At 58.9% G+C, this 14,977-nt stretch carries 16 protein-coding genes; 5 read left to right on the forward strand and 11 right to left on the reverse strand.

Going from position 1 to position 14,977, the window contains the following annotated elements; translation table 11 throughout:
* Positions 1–164: 164 nt before the first annotated feature.
* From E5K03_RS17355 to E5K03_RS02360, 4 genes are all read right to left on the reverse strand, one after another.
* Positions 165–833 carry a universal stress protein gene (locus tag E5K03_RS17355; protein WP_205742937.1) on the reverse strand — a complete coding sequence of 223 codons (669 nt, stop codon included), beginning with the start codon at positions 831–833 and terminating at the stop codon, positions 165–167.
* On the reverse strand, positions 781–2,439 hold the full coding sequence (locus E5K03_RS02350) for an APC family permease (protein WP_205742938.1): 1,659 nt from the start codon (positions 2,437–2,439) through the stop codon (positions 781–783). Before E5K03_RS02350 ends, E5K03_RS17355 begins: the two co-directional genes overlap by 53 nt.
* Before the next feature lie 303 nt (positions 2,440–2,742).
* The gene (locus E5K03_RS02355) at positions 2,743–3,990 is read right to left on the reverse strand and encodes an RNA-guided endonuclease InsQ/TnpB family protein (RefSeq protein ID WP_138004766.1); all 1,248 of its coding nucleotides are present in this window, start codon (positions 3,988–3,990) and stop codon (positions 2,743–2,745) included.
* A gap of 249 nt (positions 3,991–4,239) precedes the next feature.
* On the reverse strand, positions 4,240–4,524 hold the full coding sequence (locus E5K03_RS02360; protein ID WP_138004767.1) for a hypothetical protein: 285 nt from the start codon (positions 4,522–4,524) through the stop codon (positions 4,240–4,242).
* 215 nt (positions 4,525–4,739) lie between these two features.
* On the opposite strand from E5K03_RS02360, the gene E5K03_RS02365 reads away from it, so the two are divergent.
* Positions 4,740–5,207 (forward strand): DUF4112 domain-containing protein, encoded by a 468-nt coding sequence (locus E5K03_RS02365; protein ID WP_138004768.1) that lies wholly within the window; start codon positions 4,740–4,742, stop codon positions 5,205–5,207.
* A 46-nt stretch (positions 5,208–5,253) separates the two neighbouring features.
* On the opposite strand, the gene E5K03_RS02370 is transcribed toward E5K03_RS02365, so the two are convergent.
* The 3 genes from E5K03_RS02370 to E5K03_RS02380 all read right to left on the reverse strand — a co-directional run bounded on the left by E5K03_RS02370 (position 5,254) and on the right by E5K03_RS02380 (position 8,891).
* Positions 5,254–6,531 (reverse strand): MFS transporter, encoded by a 1,278-nt coding sequence (locus E5K03_RS02370; protein WP_138004769.1) that lies wholly within the window; start codon positions 6,529–6,531, stop codon positions 5,254–5,256.
* 69 nt (positions 6,532–6,600) lie between these two features.
* A complete protein-coding gene (locus E5K03_RS02375) occupies positions 6,601–7,218 on the reverse strand; it encodes a GNAT family N-acetyltransferase (protein WP_138004770.1) in 618 nt (205 codons plus the stop codon).
* Positions 7,219–7,307: 89 nt separating this feature from the next.
* Positions 7,308–8,891, reverse strand: coding sequence for a succinic semialdehyde dehydrogenase (locus tag E5K03_RS02380; protein WP_138004771.1), 1,584 nt, complete (start codon positions 8,889–8,891; stop codon positions 7,308–7,310).
* A gap of 176 nt (positions 8,892–9,067) precedes the next feature.
* Here E5K03_RS02380 and E5K03_RS02385 point away from each other — a divergent pair, with 176 nt between their 5' ends.
* Positions 9,068–9,994 (forward strand): NAD(P)H-binding protein, encoded by a 927-nt coding sequence (locus E5K03_RS02385; RefSeq protein WP_138004772.1) that lies wholly within the window; start codon positions 9,068–9,070, stop codon positions 9,992–9,994.
* Between the two features lie 11 nt (positions 9,995–10,005).
* Here the strand turns inward: E5K03_RS02385 and E5K03_RS02390 are convergent, their stop codons facing one another.
* The gene (locus E5K03_RS02390; protein ID WP_138004773.1) at positions 10,006–10,404 is read right to left on the reverse strand and encodes a hypothetical protein; all 399 of its coding nucleotides are present in this window, start codon (positions 10,402–10,404) and stop codon (positions 10,006–10,008) included.
* Between the two features lie 127 nt (positions 10,405–10,531).
* On the opposite strand from E5K03_RS02390, the gene E5K03_RS02395 reads away from it, so the two are divergent.
* A complete protein-coding gene (locus tag E5K03_RS02395; protein ID WP_138004774.1) occupies positions 10,532–11,500 on the forward strand; it encodes a nucleoside hydrolase in 969 nt (322 codons plus the stop codon).
* Between the two features lie 69 nt (positions 11,501–11,569).
* Here the strand turns inward: E5K03_RS02395 and E5K03_RS17065 are convergent, their stop codons facing one another.
* The 3 genes from E5K03_RS17065 to E5K03_RS02405 all read right to left on the reverse strand — a co-directional run bounded on the left by E5K03_RS17065 (position 11,570) and on the right by E5K03_RS02405 (position 13,106).
* Positions 11,570–11,734, reverse strand: a complete 165-nt coding sequence (locus E5K03_RS17065) for a hypothetical protein (RefSeq protein ID WP_171006576.1) — start codon at positions 11,732–11,734, stop codon at positions 11,570–11,572.
* 104 nt (positions 11,735–11,838) lie between these two features.
* Positions 11,839–12,468: a hypothetical protein gene (locus tag E5K03_RS02400; RefSeq protein ID WP_171006577.1), complete on the reverse strand. Its 630-nt coding sequence runs from the start codon at positions 12,466–12,468 to the stop codon at positions 11,839–11,841.
* Positions 12,465–13,106, reverse strand: a complete 642-nt coding sequence (locus tag E5K03_RS02405) for a hypothetical protein (RefSeq protein WP_138004775.1) — start codon at positions 13,104–13,106, stop codon at positions 12,465–12,467. The genes E5K03_RS02400 and E5K03_RS02405 overlap by 4 nt, the downstream gene beginning before the upstream one ends.
* A gap of 111 nt (positions 13,107–13,217) precedes the next feature.
* Between E5K03_RS02405 and E5K03_RS02410 the strand changes: the two genes are divergently transcribed.
* Positions 13,218–13,817 carry a metal-dependent hydrolase gene (locus E5K03_RS02410; protein WP_138004776.1) on the forward strand — a complete coding sequence of 200 codons (600 nt, stop codon included), beginning with the start codon at positions 13,218–13,220 and terminating at the stop codon, positions 13,815–13,817.
* Between the two features lie 79 nt (positions 13,818–13,896).
* Positions 13,897–14,958 carry a zinc-dependent alcohol dehydrogenase family protein gene (locus tag E5K03_RS02415; protein ID WP_138004777.1) on the forward strand — a complete coding sequence of 354 codons (1,062 nt, stop codon included), beginning with the start codon at positions 13,897–13,899 and terminating at the stop codon, positions 14,956–14,958.
* Positions 14,959–14,977: the final 19 nt, after the last annotated feature.

Below are 14,977 nucleotides of genomic sequence, written 5' to 3' on the forward strand. Positions count from 1 at the left end.
GCTCGATCGGTCTGGGCCCCTCGTGCCGCTCATCAACACGTGAGAATAAATAGTAAATGATATGTCGCGATATAAAATTGCGTTTCTTGAAAAGTATGCTCGTGCCCTTGCTCATGGCCAGCCGGAAAGTATCGAAGTCGGTAGTCCTGCTCTCGAATCTCCGGCTATTTGTTGAACAGTCGGTCGATGAGTACGCGCTGGATAAGCCCGGATTTCCGTGCGTCTGGTGGCTGCACCATCAGGGCGGTGCAGTCAACCCTGTCGACGAGCCGGTCGCCGGGGCGGCCAAATACCATCCCCTGTATCCCGCGACGCTGGGTCGTGGTGACGAGCAGGTCTGCCGATTCCGCGAACCGCGAGAGTCCCTCGACTCGATCGTCGGTCTCTAAGACCCGCGAGTCCGCAACCACGGTAAGTATCCGACGGAGGTTATCATGGTACTCCTGGATAACGGCGCGACGTTCGTCCGAGGCGTCTACCGGAACGGTCTGAAGTAACGTCAGCGTTGCACCGGTCTCTTCGGCGATCGCGTTAGCGACGAGTAGTTTCACCGGGTCGTACGTCCCACTGTTCGTCGCCACTGCGATCTCGTCGACGCCCTCGAACCCGCGGTCTTCGACGAGCAACACGCCACACGGCGCGTTTTTCAGTACGTGTCTGTTGAGCCCTCCGCCATACAGCTCGTAGAGTTCTTCGACTCGGCGTTCAAGCATAATGAAGTCCTTCTCCTGGAAAGAGGCGTACTCCACGACCGCGCGATCAATATCCTCGGTTTTGATCTCACGGAAGCTGACGTTCGCCAGCGTCCCGGCGGTCGTCGTGTCGGCGGGCATACGCTGGCCCGCCGTCAGGACGCTCGGCAACGTCCACGCTGATAGGGAGCGCTGTCGCATTCACCGCCCAATCGGGCGGGTCGACGCGCGGTGAGGTGGTGTCGCCTGCGGTGAACGCCCGGTTTGGGATCTCTTTAAACATCCCGACGGTGATATCACCCCGAAGGGAATCGGAGAGCTCGACCGCGAGACGGAGCATGTGGGCGCTCGTCTCCGTTGGGGTGTCGTCGGTCACCACAACCAGCGTGTCGTACTGCCGTTGTTCGGCGAACAGGTCTTTCGTCTGTTTGAGTGCGGCCTCACCAACGTTTTTGCGGACGCCCGTGCGGGCCGCACCTTCACGGTCCGTCTTCGGCCGAACGTAGAGGTAGAAGTACACAATCGACACCGCGGTGATGAAGACCGCGCCTGCGAATGGGACGAATCCCACTTGCGTGAGGACGATGAGCCCACTTGCGATCCCGAATATCTGCATCCACGGGTACAGCGGGGAAGTGAACACGGGATCGTAATCTTCGACTGCACCCTCGCGGAATCCGATGAGTGCAACGTTCACCAGAATGAAGACGATAATCTGAAACGCACTCCCAAACTTCGCCACCTGGTCGATCGGGAGAAAGATGATCAATAGGATGATGATCCCGCCCGACAGCGAAACGGCGAGGACAGGCGTATTGAACCGGTCGCTGACTCGCTCGAAGGCCGACGGCGCGAGTCCATCACGTGCCATCGCGAACGGAAATCGCGAAGCGGACAACAAGCCGGCATTGGCGGTCGAAGCGAGCGCCAACAGTGCCGCGGCGACGACAGCAGCTGTGCCGATCGGACCAAGCGCCTGTTCGGCGGCGAGCCCCATAATCGGACCCTCGCCGTCCGACTGGAGCTGCCCCGCCTCGATCGCAGCCGGAATATCGACGATGCCGATCGCGACGTACACAACTGCAACGTACAGGAGGGTTGTGAGCACAAGCGACCCGATCATCGCCCGCGGGATCGTCTTTCCAGGATCTTTCACCTCCTCGGCGACGGCTGCGATCTTGATCACTCCAGCATACGAGATAAACACGAGCGCGATTGCCGCGAGGAGTCCACCGCTTCCGAGGTTCAGCGCCCCTGCGGTCTGTTCGGGAACGATACTGGGAACACCCCCCACAATGAAGTAACCGAGCACCGCAATCATTACGCCGACGATCACGAACTGGAGACTACCGGCGCTTTTGGCACTCACGATGTTTATCACGGTGAAGAAAATCGCCAGCATCACCGCGAGCGGAAGGATGTACTCGGCGATTCCCGGCGCGACGAATACGAGATACGGAACGCCACCGACGAGCGCCAGCGCGCCCTTGAACGAGAGCATGAACCAGTTGCCAACTCCGGCAATAGTGCCCAGAAGCGGCCCCATTCCCCGCTCGACGTACACGTACGAACCACCGTCCTCCGGCATGGCTGTCGCCATCTCGGAGGCGCTGAACGCAGCGGGAAGAATCAGTATGCCGGCGATGAGGAAGGCCAAAACGACCGCCGGTCCATCGACAGTCATGAACGCCACGCCCGGCAAAATGAATATACCCGCTCCGACCATCGCACCGATGGCGATCGCCATTGTTGAAAACAGCCCTAAGTCACGTTTGAGTCCTGTTGGCACGTAATATCACATCGAGTAATTCGATAAGTTTTCTATGTGCTACATGTTACTTAGGCTATCGATTTTTTATCAGGGTACTGTGTAGTTCAGCACCTCCTCAGCAGGAGTTCGTCCATCTATCGCTTGGTTCGGTCGATCGCTCGTTCTTCCAAACCGCATCACGATCGACATCTACCGCTTGTAAACTACCCTACCCTACTTCGCTCACCCCATACGGGGTTCGCTCGTTGAGGTTAGGGCTTTGATGTGGACTCCCGGCAATCAGTCGCCAGCAATAGGCTGGTGACTCTCACCGTTCAACGTCCCACCATTCACACGCACGTCTACTTGTGCGTCTCCGCTCCCCGACTTGTGCGAGGAGCGGAGTTTGTGTTGTCGCTTCCGGGCGTACCGCACGCCAATATTCTTTGCGGCGTTGTAATCCGCGTTCACTTCATACCCACACTTCTGGCACTCGAAGTGTTCGCCGTGGCGGTTGCCGTCGTGCGTGAACCCACAGTCTGTTCGAGAACAGCGTTGGGATGTGTGGTTCGGCTCAACCTGCTTCACGGAGACTCCCTGTTCAGGGGCTTTGTAGGAGACGTACTCAAACAGGCGTCGGAACGCCCAGACGTGGTGCCACTTCGCGTGTGGAAGCCGCTCTCGAATGTCGCTCAAGTCCTCGAACGCGATTACGTCGCAGTCGTGTTCGACGGCTTCCGAGACGAGCTCGTTGGCGGTCGTGTGGATGTACTGTTTTCGCCACGCTTCTTCACGCTTGCCGAGGCGAAGCAGGGCCTTGTGTGCGGCCTGCGTGCCGCGCCGTTGCATCTCGCCACGTCGCTTCTCGAACTCACGACACCAGTGGTCGTAGTCGTCCCCTTGCCAAAACGTGCCGGTTGAGGACACAGCAAGGCTGTTGACGCCGAGGTCGATACCGAGGACCGTTTGGTCGGAGTGCCCGGTATCTTCCGAAACCCTATCGTCACTGTGTGTCCGCCGCGTCGAAATGTTGAGGTAGAACTCATCAGTGGTCGCGTCGTACCGAAGCGCACTCTCGCGGAACTCGTAGTTCTCGGAGAGTACGTACCGCTCGTAGGGTGTCGGACTGTCTGCCGGGAGAACAAACGACGGTTCGACTCGGCCCTCAACAGTTGCCAGTGACACCTTGTTCCGGTAGAAGGTCGCGCTCCGCGTGTCGTAGTCCATCGTTTCGGCGGTGAAAGTCGGTTGAGAGACGTGCTGTCCCTTTTTCCACCGTTCGACACATGCTTTGACGGCTTCGACAGCGCGTTTGATAGCGGCTTGGACAAGTTGGGCCTGTAGGCCTGTCTCCTCTCGAAGTTCGGCGTAGAGCGCGTCACGAACCTCTCGCTTGTTGGTCTTACACTCAGTGTAGGAGGTGTCGGACCAACAGTAGTCGGCGGTTCGGTTCGCGCAGTACAGGTATTGTTCGGCGGTTCGGTGGAGTGCGTCGCGTTGCTCGTCGGAAACAGCGAGTTTCACGACGGCGGTTCGACGCACGCCCATAGTTTCAGAGGGTACCCCACGGTATTTATACGCTTGGGAGTCGGTCGGGCGCAGTGTGGCGGTTGTGTCTTCCCATGTCTGTTTCCTCCCCGACCTACTCGCTCACTCCGTTCGCTCCTTGAGGTCGGGGGCTCCACCTCGAAAATGCTGAGCAGGTCTGCGAGTGGCGCAAGCACCACGCACGACGATCTGCTCGCTTTGCAAACACCCTGAACTAGATAGTCCAAGCACATTGGTCAGACATTATAATTAGATAACATCATCGGGATCGTGCTTTTCCTCCATACGTCGGGCTTCTGTGGCATACTGGTCCTGGAGAGCAGCGGTGTCCACCGTACCGAGGTTGGCTGGATCAGCGTCGACAGCCGCAGTCGTGTCTCGAACGTCACTAAATGAGGTGAGTGCCCGTTCCTTGCGGAAGTACCGCTCCCCGTCGGTAGTGGCGTATGTAAGGATAATCAGGTTCTGTTCATCGTCGGAGTATGTCCGCTCAACAAGCCACACACGAACAGTGTCGTCCGGATCGATCGTCATACATTGTAGTTTTGTGTGCGAACAAAAATACGTAGAGCCTGCCCCTGCCAGTACGCAGTTGTCCTCCGAATGAGTGACTTGCTGGCTGGAGACACTTCATACACAACTGTTGTAACAGGTGATACATACGACAGTACCGCAATATCACGGATAGGGTCAGTAGCCGATCGCTCATCGGTCACCACGGTTATCCGACCGGGTCGCGTACAAAACCTATGGCGGGTGCACAAGAAAGCGAGATCCTGACCGAGTTCGACAAACGGCTAGGGGACCTCCCGGAGTCAGTTGACCAAGCAGCGGTCAAGCGTATGCAACTCGTAGCGTACGTTCTTGATGAGGGACTGCGCGTTCCGGGGACAGACTATCGTATCGGTATCGATCCGATCCTCGGTATTCTGCCAGGGGCAGGGGACGTACTCACCGGCGGCCTCTCGCTGTACATCGTGGTTGAGGCGGCCCGTCTCGGGGTGTCCTACACAACGCTGCTCAAAATGATCGCGAACATTTCCGTAGATGTGGTTGGTGGAATTGTCCCTGTCGTGGGCGATCTCTTTGATGCCGCCTGGAAGGCCAACAAGCGCAATCTTGAACTGGCACTGACCGATCTCACGATAGAGTACGACCGCCGACCTCGGTCTGCAAACGAGCGAACCCGATTCGAATCCATTCCTCTCGAGTCTTGAGGAACCAGCAGAGCCAACCGGAATAACAGTTTGCACGCTGGTTTGTTTATGTGCTCTTCGACTTGCGTGTTCGATCTCGTCGGCTGAGCGTAATTGCAAAGAGGCTCCCCAATGCGGGGAACACCGCAAGTGCGAGGAATGTCCCGTCAGTCGTGGTCACAGACAACAGGAGCCCCGCGATCGCGGCACCAGCGGCCCCGATTCCAAAGGACATGAGATAGGTGTACCCGTAGGATAGACCACGATCGCCTGGCGGGCTGTGGTCGGCGATCGTCGCTTGGTATAGCGGCTGGAGCGCAAATAAAAAGAAACCGAGCAAGGCGCTCACAATCAAAAGCGTCGACAATCCACCCCGAGCCGCTGGAACGAACGCAATAGCCACCACGACAAGTGCGCCGAAGACGATCGCTAACCCGGTCGTCGATGAAATTCGATCAGACAACTTCCCCCCAACGTACTGACCACTAATGCCGATCGTCAGAAGGCCAACATAGACGTACGAAGAGAGGGTGAACTCCTCGGCGATGGGACTGTCAGGATCGAACAGTTGGATGTAGTCCTGGATTGGTGGAAGGAACTGATCCAGCACGTCAGGGAGGAACGTGAGCATGCCACGGTAGAACAGTCCGTTCATCATCACGATCACCATCGCCAACGCGAACCCTGTCGTGAACAGTGCCCGGCTGTCGGTGATGAACCGGAACAGTGACATCGTATCAGAGTCTGTCGTCGATTCGGACCGATCGGTCCCGCCGTCGACGCTTACTGCGGCGGTTTCATCGAACTCGACGGTCAGTGCGTAGCCGATCACTATAGCGGTCGGCACCGCGAGCAGTCGTGTGGCCATTCGCCAGTCTAAGGTGAGCAACAAGAGGGCCGTAACCAGCGGGCCGAAGGCAATCCCGATGTTGCCAGCCATGCCGTGATAGGCAAACGCCGAACCGCGGTTGTCAACGCCCTTTGAAATGAGCGAGAGGCCTGCGGGATGGTAGACGCTGGCAGCCATGCCCCAGACCGCGAGCGCAAACGCAATTGTGAGAATGCCAGTAGCGAAGCTCAAGAATAGAAACGACAGTCCCATGCCGATCAGACAGCCCACGATGAGCGTCCGGGAGCCGAACCGATCGGTGAGAATACCGCCCGGCAGCGCACCAATCCCGAACAGTGCGTAGCCGATCGAAACGACAGCCCCGAGGACCGCCGTGGAGACAGGAAATTCGACGAGCCAGATGGCGACGAGAATCGGTATCGACAGTTCATACGTGTGGACCATCGCATGGGAGACGCTGGTAAATACGACAATTGATCGGGAATTACGGTCCATCGTGTGCTGAAAACTTAGGCTGCAGTATTTATGAGTTACGAGATGGGCTGCTAGAACTGATGCCGCGATTCACCGACTGGGCCCGGAATCGGACCGTGCGCTTGCCCACTCATCACACGAGATCGAGTACCTGACGACGTCGTGAACCCGTCCGTCGCTGTCGCGGAGTTCGTTGCGCAGGCGGCCCTCCCTGCGACCGCCGAACCGATCGACGTATCGCTCGATCGCCCGCTGAGAGTTGTCGTTTTCGGGGACGTGTGCAACCGAAACGACCTCGAGATCGAGGCGATCGAACGCTACCTCCAGCAACGCGGCTGCACGCTCGCCGGAGTAGCCACGCCCCCAGAACGGCTTTCGGAGCCAGATCCCCAGTTCCGCACGCTGGGTCTCCCAGTGCAGATTGAGGCCGGTATTGCCGGCGAGTTCGCCCGAACCGGGCTCTCCTTCTCGCAGATAGATCGCATACGTTGCCGACTCGCCCTCGTCCCACGCCTCCTCGAAGGAGGCGAGCACGTCAGCAGATTCTTTTGGGTGTTCGTGGGGGCTCCAGGAGACGTATTGGGTCTCCTCGTCGATCGTCTCCGTCTGGCCGCGTCCAGCGACCGCGTAGAACTCACTTGGAGAGACACGATCCTGACAGAACTGTGCAAGCCGGAGGCGATCCGTCTCAATCGTTTCGGGGAACATACCGAGTGATCGGCGCGAGGGATAAAAATTGTGATCATAGTCTGACACTGTCTTTCACAGCACATTCGAGCGATCGACATTCGGGTTGATCAGCGGGGTGAGAGCCGCCGTTTCAGCCGTGTCAGTCTTCGTTGGAGGCGGGCTGATCCGACGAGTGCCCGGGCGTACAGTCCCATCGGAACGATCGACGGCGAGACGAATGGTCCGATCCGGGAGGTTGCGATCGTCCGTGACTCGAGGTACCGCCGAAGCCCTTCTGGCCCGTGCCGTCGGCCGAGCCCGGAGTCACCCACGCCGCCCATCGGCGCGTCCAGCGCTGCCCACCCGACCAGATACGGGTCATTGATACAAACGGTTCCGCAGTCGAGCGACGTAGCGACGTGCCGGCCACGGCCGAGATCTGTCGTCCAGACGCTGCCGTTCAGCCCGTATGTTGTGTTCGTGGCCATATCGATCGCTGTGGCGGCGTCTTTGACGGGTGTCACCGAAACCACCGGGCCAAAGGTCTCTTCACAGGCGATCCGGGAGTCGGGATCGACACCCGTGAGAATCGTCGGTTCGTAGAAATGCGGTCCAACGTCAGGGCGTCGACGGCCGCCAACGTGACACGATGCCCCGTCGTCGATCGCTTCTTGAACGTAGCCGTCGACCCGATCGACGTGATCGCCGTCGATCATGGATCCAACGTCGGGCCCGTATCCAAACTCGAAACCGATCGAGAGCGATTCGGTCGCCGAGCACAGTTCTGCGAGGAACGGTTCGTACACTGACTCGTGGACGTAGATCCGTTCGGGAGCCAAACAGAGCTGACCGGCGTTGGCAAACGCGCCGGCGACTGCGCCCCGGACCGCCGCGGAGATATTGGCGTCGTCGAGAACAATAAATGGGTTCTTCCCGCCGAGTTCGAGCGAACAGTCAATGAGATTCTGACCGGCTCGCTCGGCGACTGCCCGCCCGGTCTCAGTGCCGCCAGTAAAGGAGATATGATCGACGGCGTCGACGAGCGCCGGTCCGGTCGTTTCACCCCGACCGGTCGCGACTGCAAACAGCCCTGGGGGCGCACCTGCGGCCTCCAACAGCGACGCCGCAAAGAGCGTCGCAAACGGCGTTCGTTCGTCTGGCTTGCAAACGACCGCGTTACCCGCAGCAAGCGCCGGGATCGCATCGGTCAACGAGAGGTTAAACGGATAGTTCCACGGCGAGATGACACCGACGACGCCGACGGGTTCGTAGTGAACCCGCGCGTCAGTAATCGCTGGAAACGCTCCCGATCGGCGTTCGGATTCGACGAGTTTCGGGGCAGTGTCGACATAGTACGTACAGGTCCCAACCGCATCTAATAGCTCTTCGACGGCATTGTGTCGCGGTTTACCCGTCTCAAGCTGGATCAAATCGAGGAGATCGCGGCGATGTTCGAGGAGGCTATCACAGAACCGATCGAGAACGGCAACCCGTTTTTCCACTGGCCACTCGGTCCACGTAGTCTGGGCAGCGCGGGCGCGATCGACTATCGTCTCGACATCGTCGCGCGAACAGTCTGGAACCTGCGCGATCACCTCGTCTGTCGGGGGCGATCGGACGGCGATCGATTCGGCAGCGGCGGCGTCGACGCGATCCGCGAGCGTGACACAGCGTTCGCCAGCGCGTCGTCTAGCGCCTGCAGGAGATGACATACCACGTGTACGCGAACGAACGTGAAAACGGGATCGCAACCAACGGCTCGCCGAATAGGCACGCGCGGATAGAAAACAGCAGCAGACGTGGACAACACAGGGGCGACCAACCGGACCGATATGTGAAGCCGATTTCAGGGAGAATAGTATTCAGTTCAGCGTGCGTATAGACGGACATGCGTGTTCTTATCGTCGGTGCGACGGGCTTTGTTGGTCGGCGGCTGGTTGATCATTTTGCGGAAGCCGGCCACGACGTCGTCGCGTTCTCCCGGAGCGCAAGCGAGGCGTCGTTCCCTGCGGGCGTTGAGGCGTTTGACGGCGATCTAGGCGACCCTGCTTCGCTTGCGGGACTCTGTGCGGATGTCGACGTGGCGTATTATCTGATTCACTCGCTGACTGCGTCGAACTTCGCGGAGCGCGATCGGACCTACGCCGAACGGTTCCGCGAACTCGCCGACGAGGCGGGCGTCGATCGCGTGATCTATCTGAGTGGTATCAGCGGCGACGGTGGCGGGCTTTCCCCGCATCTTGAGTCGCGTCGAGAGGTTGAGTCGATCCTCGCGTCAGGGAGCTACGATCTGACTGTCCTCCGAGCGGCGGTCATCATCGGAGCCGAGAGTGCGAGCTTCCGAATTCTCCACGATCTGACCGATCGCCTTCCAATAATGATGGTCCCACAGTGGGTCCGAACCCCGTGTCAGCCGATCGCGATCGCCGACACGATCGCGTACCTCGTCGGCGTGCTCGATGTGCCAGAAACTCGTGGAAACACGTACGACATCGGCGGCCCCTCGACGTGGACCTACGAATCACTGCTACGGCTAACTGCTACGGTCAAGGGCCGAAACATCCGGATCTTTCCGGTACCCGTACTAACGCCGCGGCTCTCGTCGTACTGGCTGCGACTCACGACTGAGGTGCCGTTTGCAATCGCCCGTGTGCTAGCTGAGAGTATGCGGACACCAGTCACAGTCGATCCCGACGCCGATCTCCAGTCGGTCGTCCCGATCGAACAAACGCCGATCGAAACGTCGGTTCGCACTGCACTCTTGGAACTCGGTGTCACTATCTCCGATGAGACCGATGAGCACGATAGGCCGTGATTGAGGGGGACTTATTGTCGCCGCCGGATTGGGTCGATGTGTTCGCGTGCGGCAGGGGTGAGTTCGAACGTCCCGTGGATATCCGCTGGCGCTTCGCCGTGGACCACCCGGCCGAACGGATCCGCAATTTTTGGATAGAGCCGTTCGAAGGTGCGTGCGATCGTCGGATCTAGTCCGCGGGCATCAAGTGCGCGTCGGACGGCTGTCTCTCCTGCGTGAACGGAGTTTTCTTCGACAAGCAAGAAGACGAAGGGCCGATCGCCAAACTGCGCCTCCAAAAATCGCTGGATGCGTGCGGATTCCCAGGGGGCCGCAACGAGGTCCCCCATATCACGAGTCAATAGATCGACGACGGTCCGAAACGCATCTTTGCGGCCGTCGTACACGAGGACTGATGCGGGAGTGCTCACGCCAACTGGTACGTGTTTCACAGACGTGATCCTTTCGACCTCGTGGCATCGACCGCCTCCGGCCCCGGGTGGCCACGATATCGGTCCAACAACAGCCGTTATCAGCGTCCGCGTGAATTAAAAGAGCATGGTAACGGAGTCATCTCCCCGGCGCGTGATCGTCGACACCGACACCGCCGGCGACGACACCCAGGCACTGTTGATGCTCGCGACCGCCGATCGGATCGACATCGAGGGTGTGACGATCTGTGCGGGCAACGTCGAATTCGACTATCAGGTCGAGAACGCGAAGCACACGCTTTCGTTGACCGACTGCGACGCGACCGTCTACGAGGGCGCGCGTCAGCCCTTGCTCAAAGAACACACGTTCGCGGACTACGTCCACGGTGAGGGCGGACTCGGCGGCGAGTTGTTTCCTGAGACAGGAATCCCCTCCGGCGATCGACACGCCGTCGAGTACATCGTCGAGACCGCCCGAGAACACCCAGGCGAAATCACACTCGTGTGTATTGCTCCACTGACAAATGTCGCACTCGCGCTCCGACAGGAGCCGGAGCTCAACGAACTTCTCGACGAGGTCTGGGTCATGGGTGGTAATGTCAACTGCCTTGGAAACGTGACTCCGGCCGCGGAGTACAATTTCTGGGTCGATCCGGACGCGGCCAAGGTGGTGATGAACGAACTCGACGTCACCCTCTTCGATTGGGGGCTAACGGTTCGAGACACCGGATTCGACGCGGAAACGCTCGCCTCCTTCGAGACAGGCCCCAAGACCGAACTCCGGGACTTCTTTGTTGAGATTGCACAGTCAGTTCGAGAGTTCAACCGCGAGACGCTCGGCGCGGACCAGACAACCCAGCCAGATTCAGCACTCGCAGCCGCCCTCGTCGAGCCGGAGCTGATCGAGTCGACCGGCCACTACCACGTTGACGTCGACGAGCGTGAAGGGATGACCCGTGGATACAGCATGGTCGACGAGGATAGCGTGACCGACGGTCGCCCACGGACGACCGTAGTCGAGTCATTCGACAACGCGTTGTTTACCCAACTGTTCCGCGATATGCTGTTCGAGAAGTCTCCCGAAGCCTCGCTGTGATTGTTTCCCGGTGAGATGGTTCGTTGAACGGCGACGCGATCGATCCACGATTAGGGGTTGGCAGTCGATCTACCGGCGATCGGCGATCGCATCGGTAAAGTATGGTTCTGCGGCTGTCGAAGCGGTGATGTCAGTGAGTCGGGTGTGGTCACAACGGCCACAGCGAGGTGGGTTGTCGACGTCAGCGTGGACGAGCCCACAGCGATCGCAGGTGAAGAATTGCAACCCGAGCATGAAAGTAAGAGGCGATCGCCAAATAAAAACCCGCGGTCGGCTGCGTGTCTCGCGATCGACGATCGACGCGTCGCTCGTGAGATGAGCCGACCATTTAGATGTGCTTACTCGTTCGCGAACAGACTAATGTTTACAATCTCTGCCAAACTGAGGAGGTGGACTTGTCCGAAGATCGCAACCAGGATCGCACCAACCGAATTGAACATCACATCACGGACCGTGTCATCGAGTCCGTGCTGGGCAAGCGGCATCGTGATTCCAGTTTCGTTTGCAACAATGTCCAGCCCGAACTCGAACAACTCCCAGATGACGCCGAAGGCGAGAACCACAATGAGAATGTAGACGAATGCAAACCGATTCGGGATATTGATGTCGTCGCTGTGGAGATCGATCGCCCGGGCAACCGTGTACCCTGCCCCCGCAATAAGCGAGGCAGACATCGCGTGCGTAAGGTGATCCCACCAGCCGATACGGGCGTACAACCCTGCAGACCCCATAGTGTGGAGAAATACGGCAACTGTGATCCACAGCGCAAGCCACGGGTCAAGTGGGAGGTTGTAGTTCCGCTCCAAAATTGCCGGCACAAATGTAATCAACAGCGCAATCCCACCGTTTGTGATCGCCTTCGGCTGGCTGAAAACCACGCCGTATGCGACGATCGCAAGGAGGATCACCTGCATCAACCGGGTCAGCCGACGCTGATTGTGGATCCTTGGCCGTGGAAGCAGCGTCATCCGCCGACCACCCGACGAATCGCTCGACGGAGCTGTCTACCGCGGTGGCGGAAGTACGAGTCGAACAACACCCCTGCAGAGAGCCCAGCGAGGGTCACGTACATCCACTCGATCATGAGTGCCTCGTTTGTCGTCAAAAAGTTCGTTCCGAGGAAGTTGTCCATGTTCCACCGCAGTATTGTCCACACCGCCACGACGGCCATCGTCGCCATCACGACGAATGCGACCGCAAACCAGTGGGTCAGCCGGACGGTGGTGAACATGTGGAGTTCGACAGTGACCAGAAGAGCGAGTCCTGCAACAGCGAAATACGTGGCGAAGGTGCCGACATCACCGGCGAAAAGCCCGCGAACGAGGATCGGAAACAACGCGATTACGAGCACTTCCCACGGGAGCATCACGCGCCAGTCACGGTATGCGATCGGGGGCAGGAGCACAATCGCCCCGGTGGCGGTAACGAACACGATCCATTGGCGATCGAAGTCAATGACGCTTTCGCCCAGTACAGTAAGGAGAATACCAACGAGGACCCACGAGACGAGTGCATTGGTTCGCCCGCTTCGAAAGAGTCGGGCGAGGAGATCGTCTTCTCCTCTGTCCGGGCTCTTCCCGGTTCGACGCCCGCCGTTTTTGCCCATGTACACTCACCAAAAGAGATACGAATATAAGTACGTGACTTCCCCCAAGAACCAATCTGTTCGGTCGGCTGAGTCGTCGGGCTTATATGGGTCTCAAGCCCAGAGACCGGTATGATGCTTCCAACCCACGCGATCGTGGGGTTGGCTATAGCGACACCAGTCGCGTTCGTTGCCCCCGAGTTCACCGCGGCAGCATTAGCTGGCGGGCTCATTGGGGGCATATTCCCCGATCTAGACCTGTACGCGGGCCACCGTCGAACACTTCACTATCCGACAATATACCCACTGCTCGCGCTGGCGGCGCTCATCTTGACAGTTGTGCGTCCGACACCGGTGACGGTCGCGATCGCATTTGCAATGATTGGCGCAGCAGTTCACTGTCAAATGGATCGATTTGGTGGCGGGCTTGAACTCCGACCGTGGGAAGGCGGCTCGGATCGCGCGGTGTATGATCACGTAAAGCGACGGTGGCGGCGGCCCAGACGGGTGATCCGGTACGATGGCGCTCCAGAGGATCTCGGACTCGCGTTGTTTCTCGGGCTCCCACTGGTAGTGGTACTCTCCCCGCCGTTTCGGTGGATCGTGCTCGCGCTGCTCGTGGTTGGGGGGAGCTATGTAATACTTCGGCGCCAACTGGCCGCCATTGCCCCGATCGTGTTTGGATACGTTCCCGCTCGCTTCGAACAGTACGTGCCCGAGCGCTATCGGTAATATGCCTAGTTATGTTGTTTAAGCTATATAATGATTGTAATAGATAGTATTTTGCACTCTCATTGAAAAGTAGCGGTGTATGCGAGCAGCAGTACTCGAAAGCCACGGGGAACCGCTCAAGATAACCGACGTTGACGCGCCCGATGTCACCCCTGACGGGGCTGTTGTTGCAGTCGATGCGTGTGGCATTTGTCGATCGGACTGGCACGGGTGGCAAGGTGACTGGGACTGGCTCGGTATCCAACCGCAACCGGGGCAGATTCTGGGTCACGAACCAGCCGGCCGGGTAATTGCGGTCGGGGAAAACGTCGAAAATATTGATGAGGGCGACCACGTCGCGGTGCCGTTCAATCTCGGAGACGGCACGTGCCCGCAGTGTCGTCGAGGGCACTCGAACACCTGCGAGAACGTCATGCCACTCGGGTTCGTCGAACCGGTGCAGGGGGCGTTCGCCGAAGAACTCCACGTGCCAGCCGCAGACCACAACCTGGTCGAACTTCCCGACGGCGTCTCATCGGTCGACATGGCAGGGCTGGGCTGTCGGTTCATGACCTCGTTCCACGCGCTGGCCCACCGCGCAGACGTCGAAGCTGGCGACTGGCTCGTTGTCCACGGCTGTGGCGGTGTCGGGCTCTCTGCGGTCCACATTGGCGATGCACTTGGTGCAAACGTGGTCGCCGTGGACTTGACCGACGAGAAGCTGCGAAAGGCTGAGGAGCTCGGTGCGGTTGAGACAGTCAACGCCGCCGAATACGACGATGTCCCGGGAGCGGTCCAACAGACGATCGGCGGCGGTGCAGACATCAGCGTCGACGCGCTTGGTATCGCTGAGACCTGCCGGAACTCCGTTTTGAGTCTCGGTACTCGGGGCCAGCACGTTCAAATCGGTCTTACAACACAGGACGAAGAGGGCGTTGTCGGATTGCCGACAGATGCGATGGTGATGCAGGAGATCGAATTCATCGGTTCGCTTGGGATGCCACCGACGCGATACGACGAGATTTTCCGAATGGTCGCGACGGACAAACTCAATCCGAGTGCAGTCGTCTCGAAGACTGTCGATCTCGGTGACGTAAATGACGAACTCGAGGCGATGACGGACTTCGGGACCGTCGGTATTCCAGTTATTGACTCCTTTTGAGAGAGGAAACAGCCAAGTG

Source organism: Halalkalirubrum salinum, from assembly GCF_005543295.1.
Lineage (GTDB): Archaea > Halobacteriota > Halobacteria > Halobacteriales > Haloferacaceae > Halalkalirubrum > Halalkalirubrum salinum.

Bases quoted from the DNA above. Each gene is read 5' to 3' on its own strand.
- E5K03_RS17355 (WP_205742937.1), bottom strand. From the start codon at position 833: ATGCCCGCCGACACGACGACCGCCGGGACGCTGGCGAACGTCAGCTTC.
- E5K03_RS02350 (WP_205742938.1), bottom strand. From the start codon at position 2,439: ATGGCGATCGCCATCGGTGCGATGGTCGGAGCGGGTATATTCATTTTG.
- E5K03_RS02355 (WP_138004766.1), bottom strand. From the start codon at position 3,990: ATGGGCGTGCGTCGAACCGCCGTCGTGAAACTCGCTGTTTCCGACGAG.
- E5K03_RS02360 (WP_138004767.1), bottom strand. From the start codon at position 4,524: ATGACGATCGATCCGGACGACACTGTTCGTGTGTGGCTTGTTGAGCGG.
- E5K03_RS02365 (WP_138004768.1), top strand. From the start codon at position 4,740: ATGGCGGGTGCACAAGAAAGCGAGATCCTGACCGAGTTCGACAAACGG.
- E5K03_RS02370 (WP_138004769.1), bottom strand. From the start codon at position 6,531: ATGGACCGTAATTCCCGATCAATTGTCGTATTTACCAGCGTCTCCCAT.
- E5K03_RS02375 (WP_138004770.1), bottom strand. From the start codon at position 7,218: ATGTTCCCCGAAACGATTGAGACGGATCGCCTCCGGCTTGCACAGTTC.
- E5K03_RS02380 (WP_138004771.1), bottom strand. From the start codon at position 8,891: ATGTCATCTCCTGCAGGCGCTAGACGACGCGCTGGCGAACGCTGTGTC.
- E5K03_RS02385 (WP_138004772.1), top strand. From the start codon at position 9,068: ATGCGTGTTCTTATCGTCGGTGCGACGGGCTTTGTTGGTCGGCGGCTG.
- E5K03_RS02395 (WP_138004774.1), top strand. From the start codon at position 10,532: ATGGTAACGGAGTCATCTCCCCGGCGCGTGATCGTCGACACCGACACC.
- E5K03_RS17065 (WP_171006576.1), bottom strand. From the start codon at position 11,734: ATGCTCGGGTTGCAATTCTTCACCTGCGATCGCTGTGGGCTCGTCCAC.
- E5K03_RS02400 (WP_171006577.1), bottom strand. From the start codon at position 12,468: ATGACGCTGCTTCCACGGCCAAGGATCCACAATCAGCGTCGGCTGACC.
- E5K03_RS02405 (WP_138004775.1), bottom strand. From the start codon at position 13,106: ATGGGCAAAAACGGCGGGCGTCGAACCGGGAAGAGCCCGGACAGAGGA.
- E5K03_RS02410 (WP_138004776.1), top strand. From the start codon at position 13,218: ATGATGCTTCCAACCCACGCGATCGTGGGGTTGGCTATAGCGACACCA.
- E5K03_RS02415 (WP_138004777.1), top strand. From the start codon at position 13,897: ATGCGAGCAGCAGTACTCGAAAGCCACGGGGAACCGCTCAAGATAACC.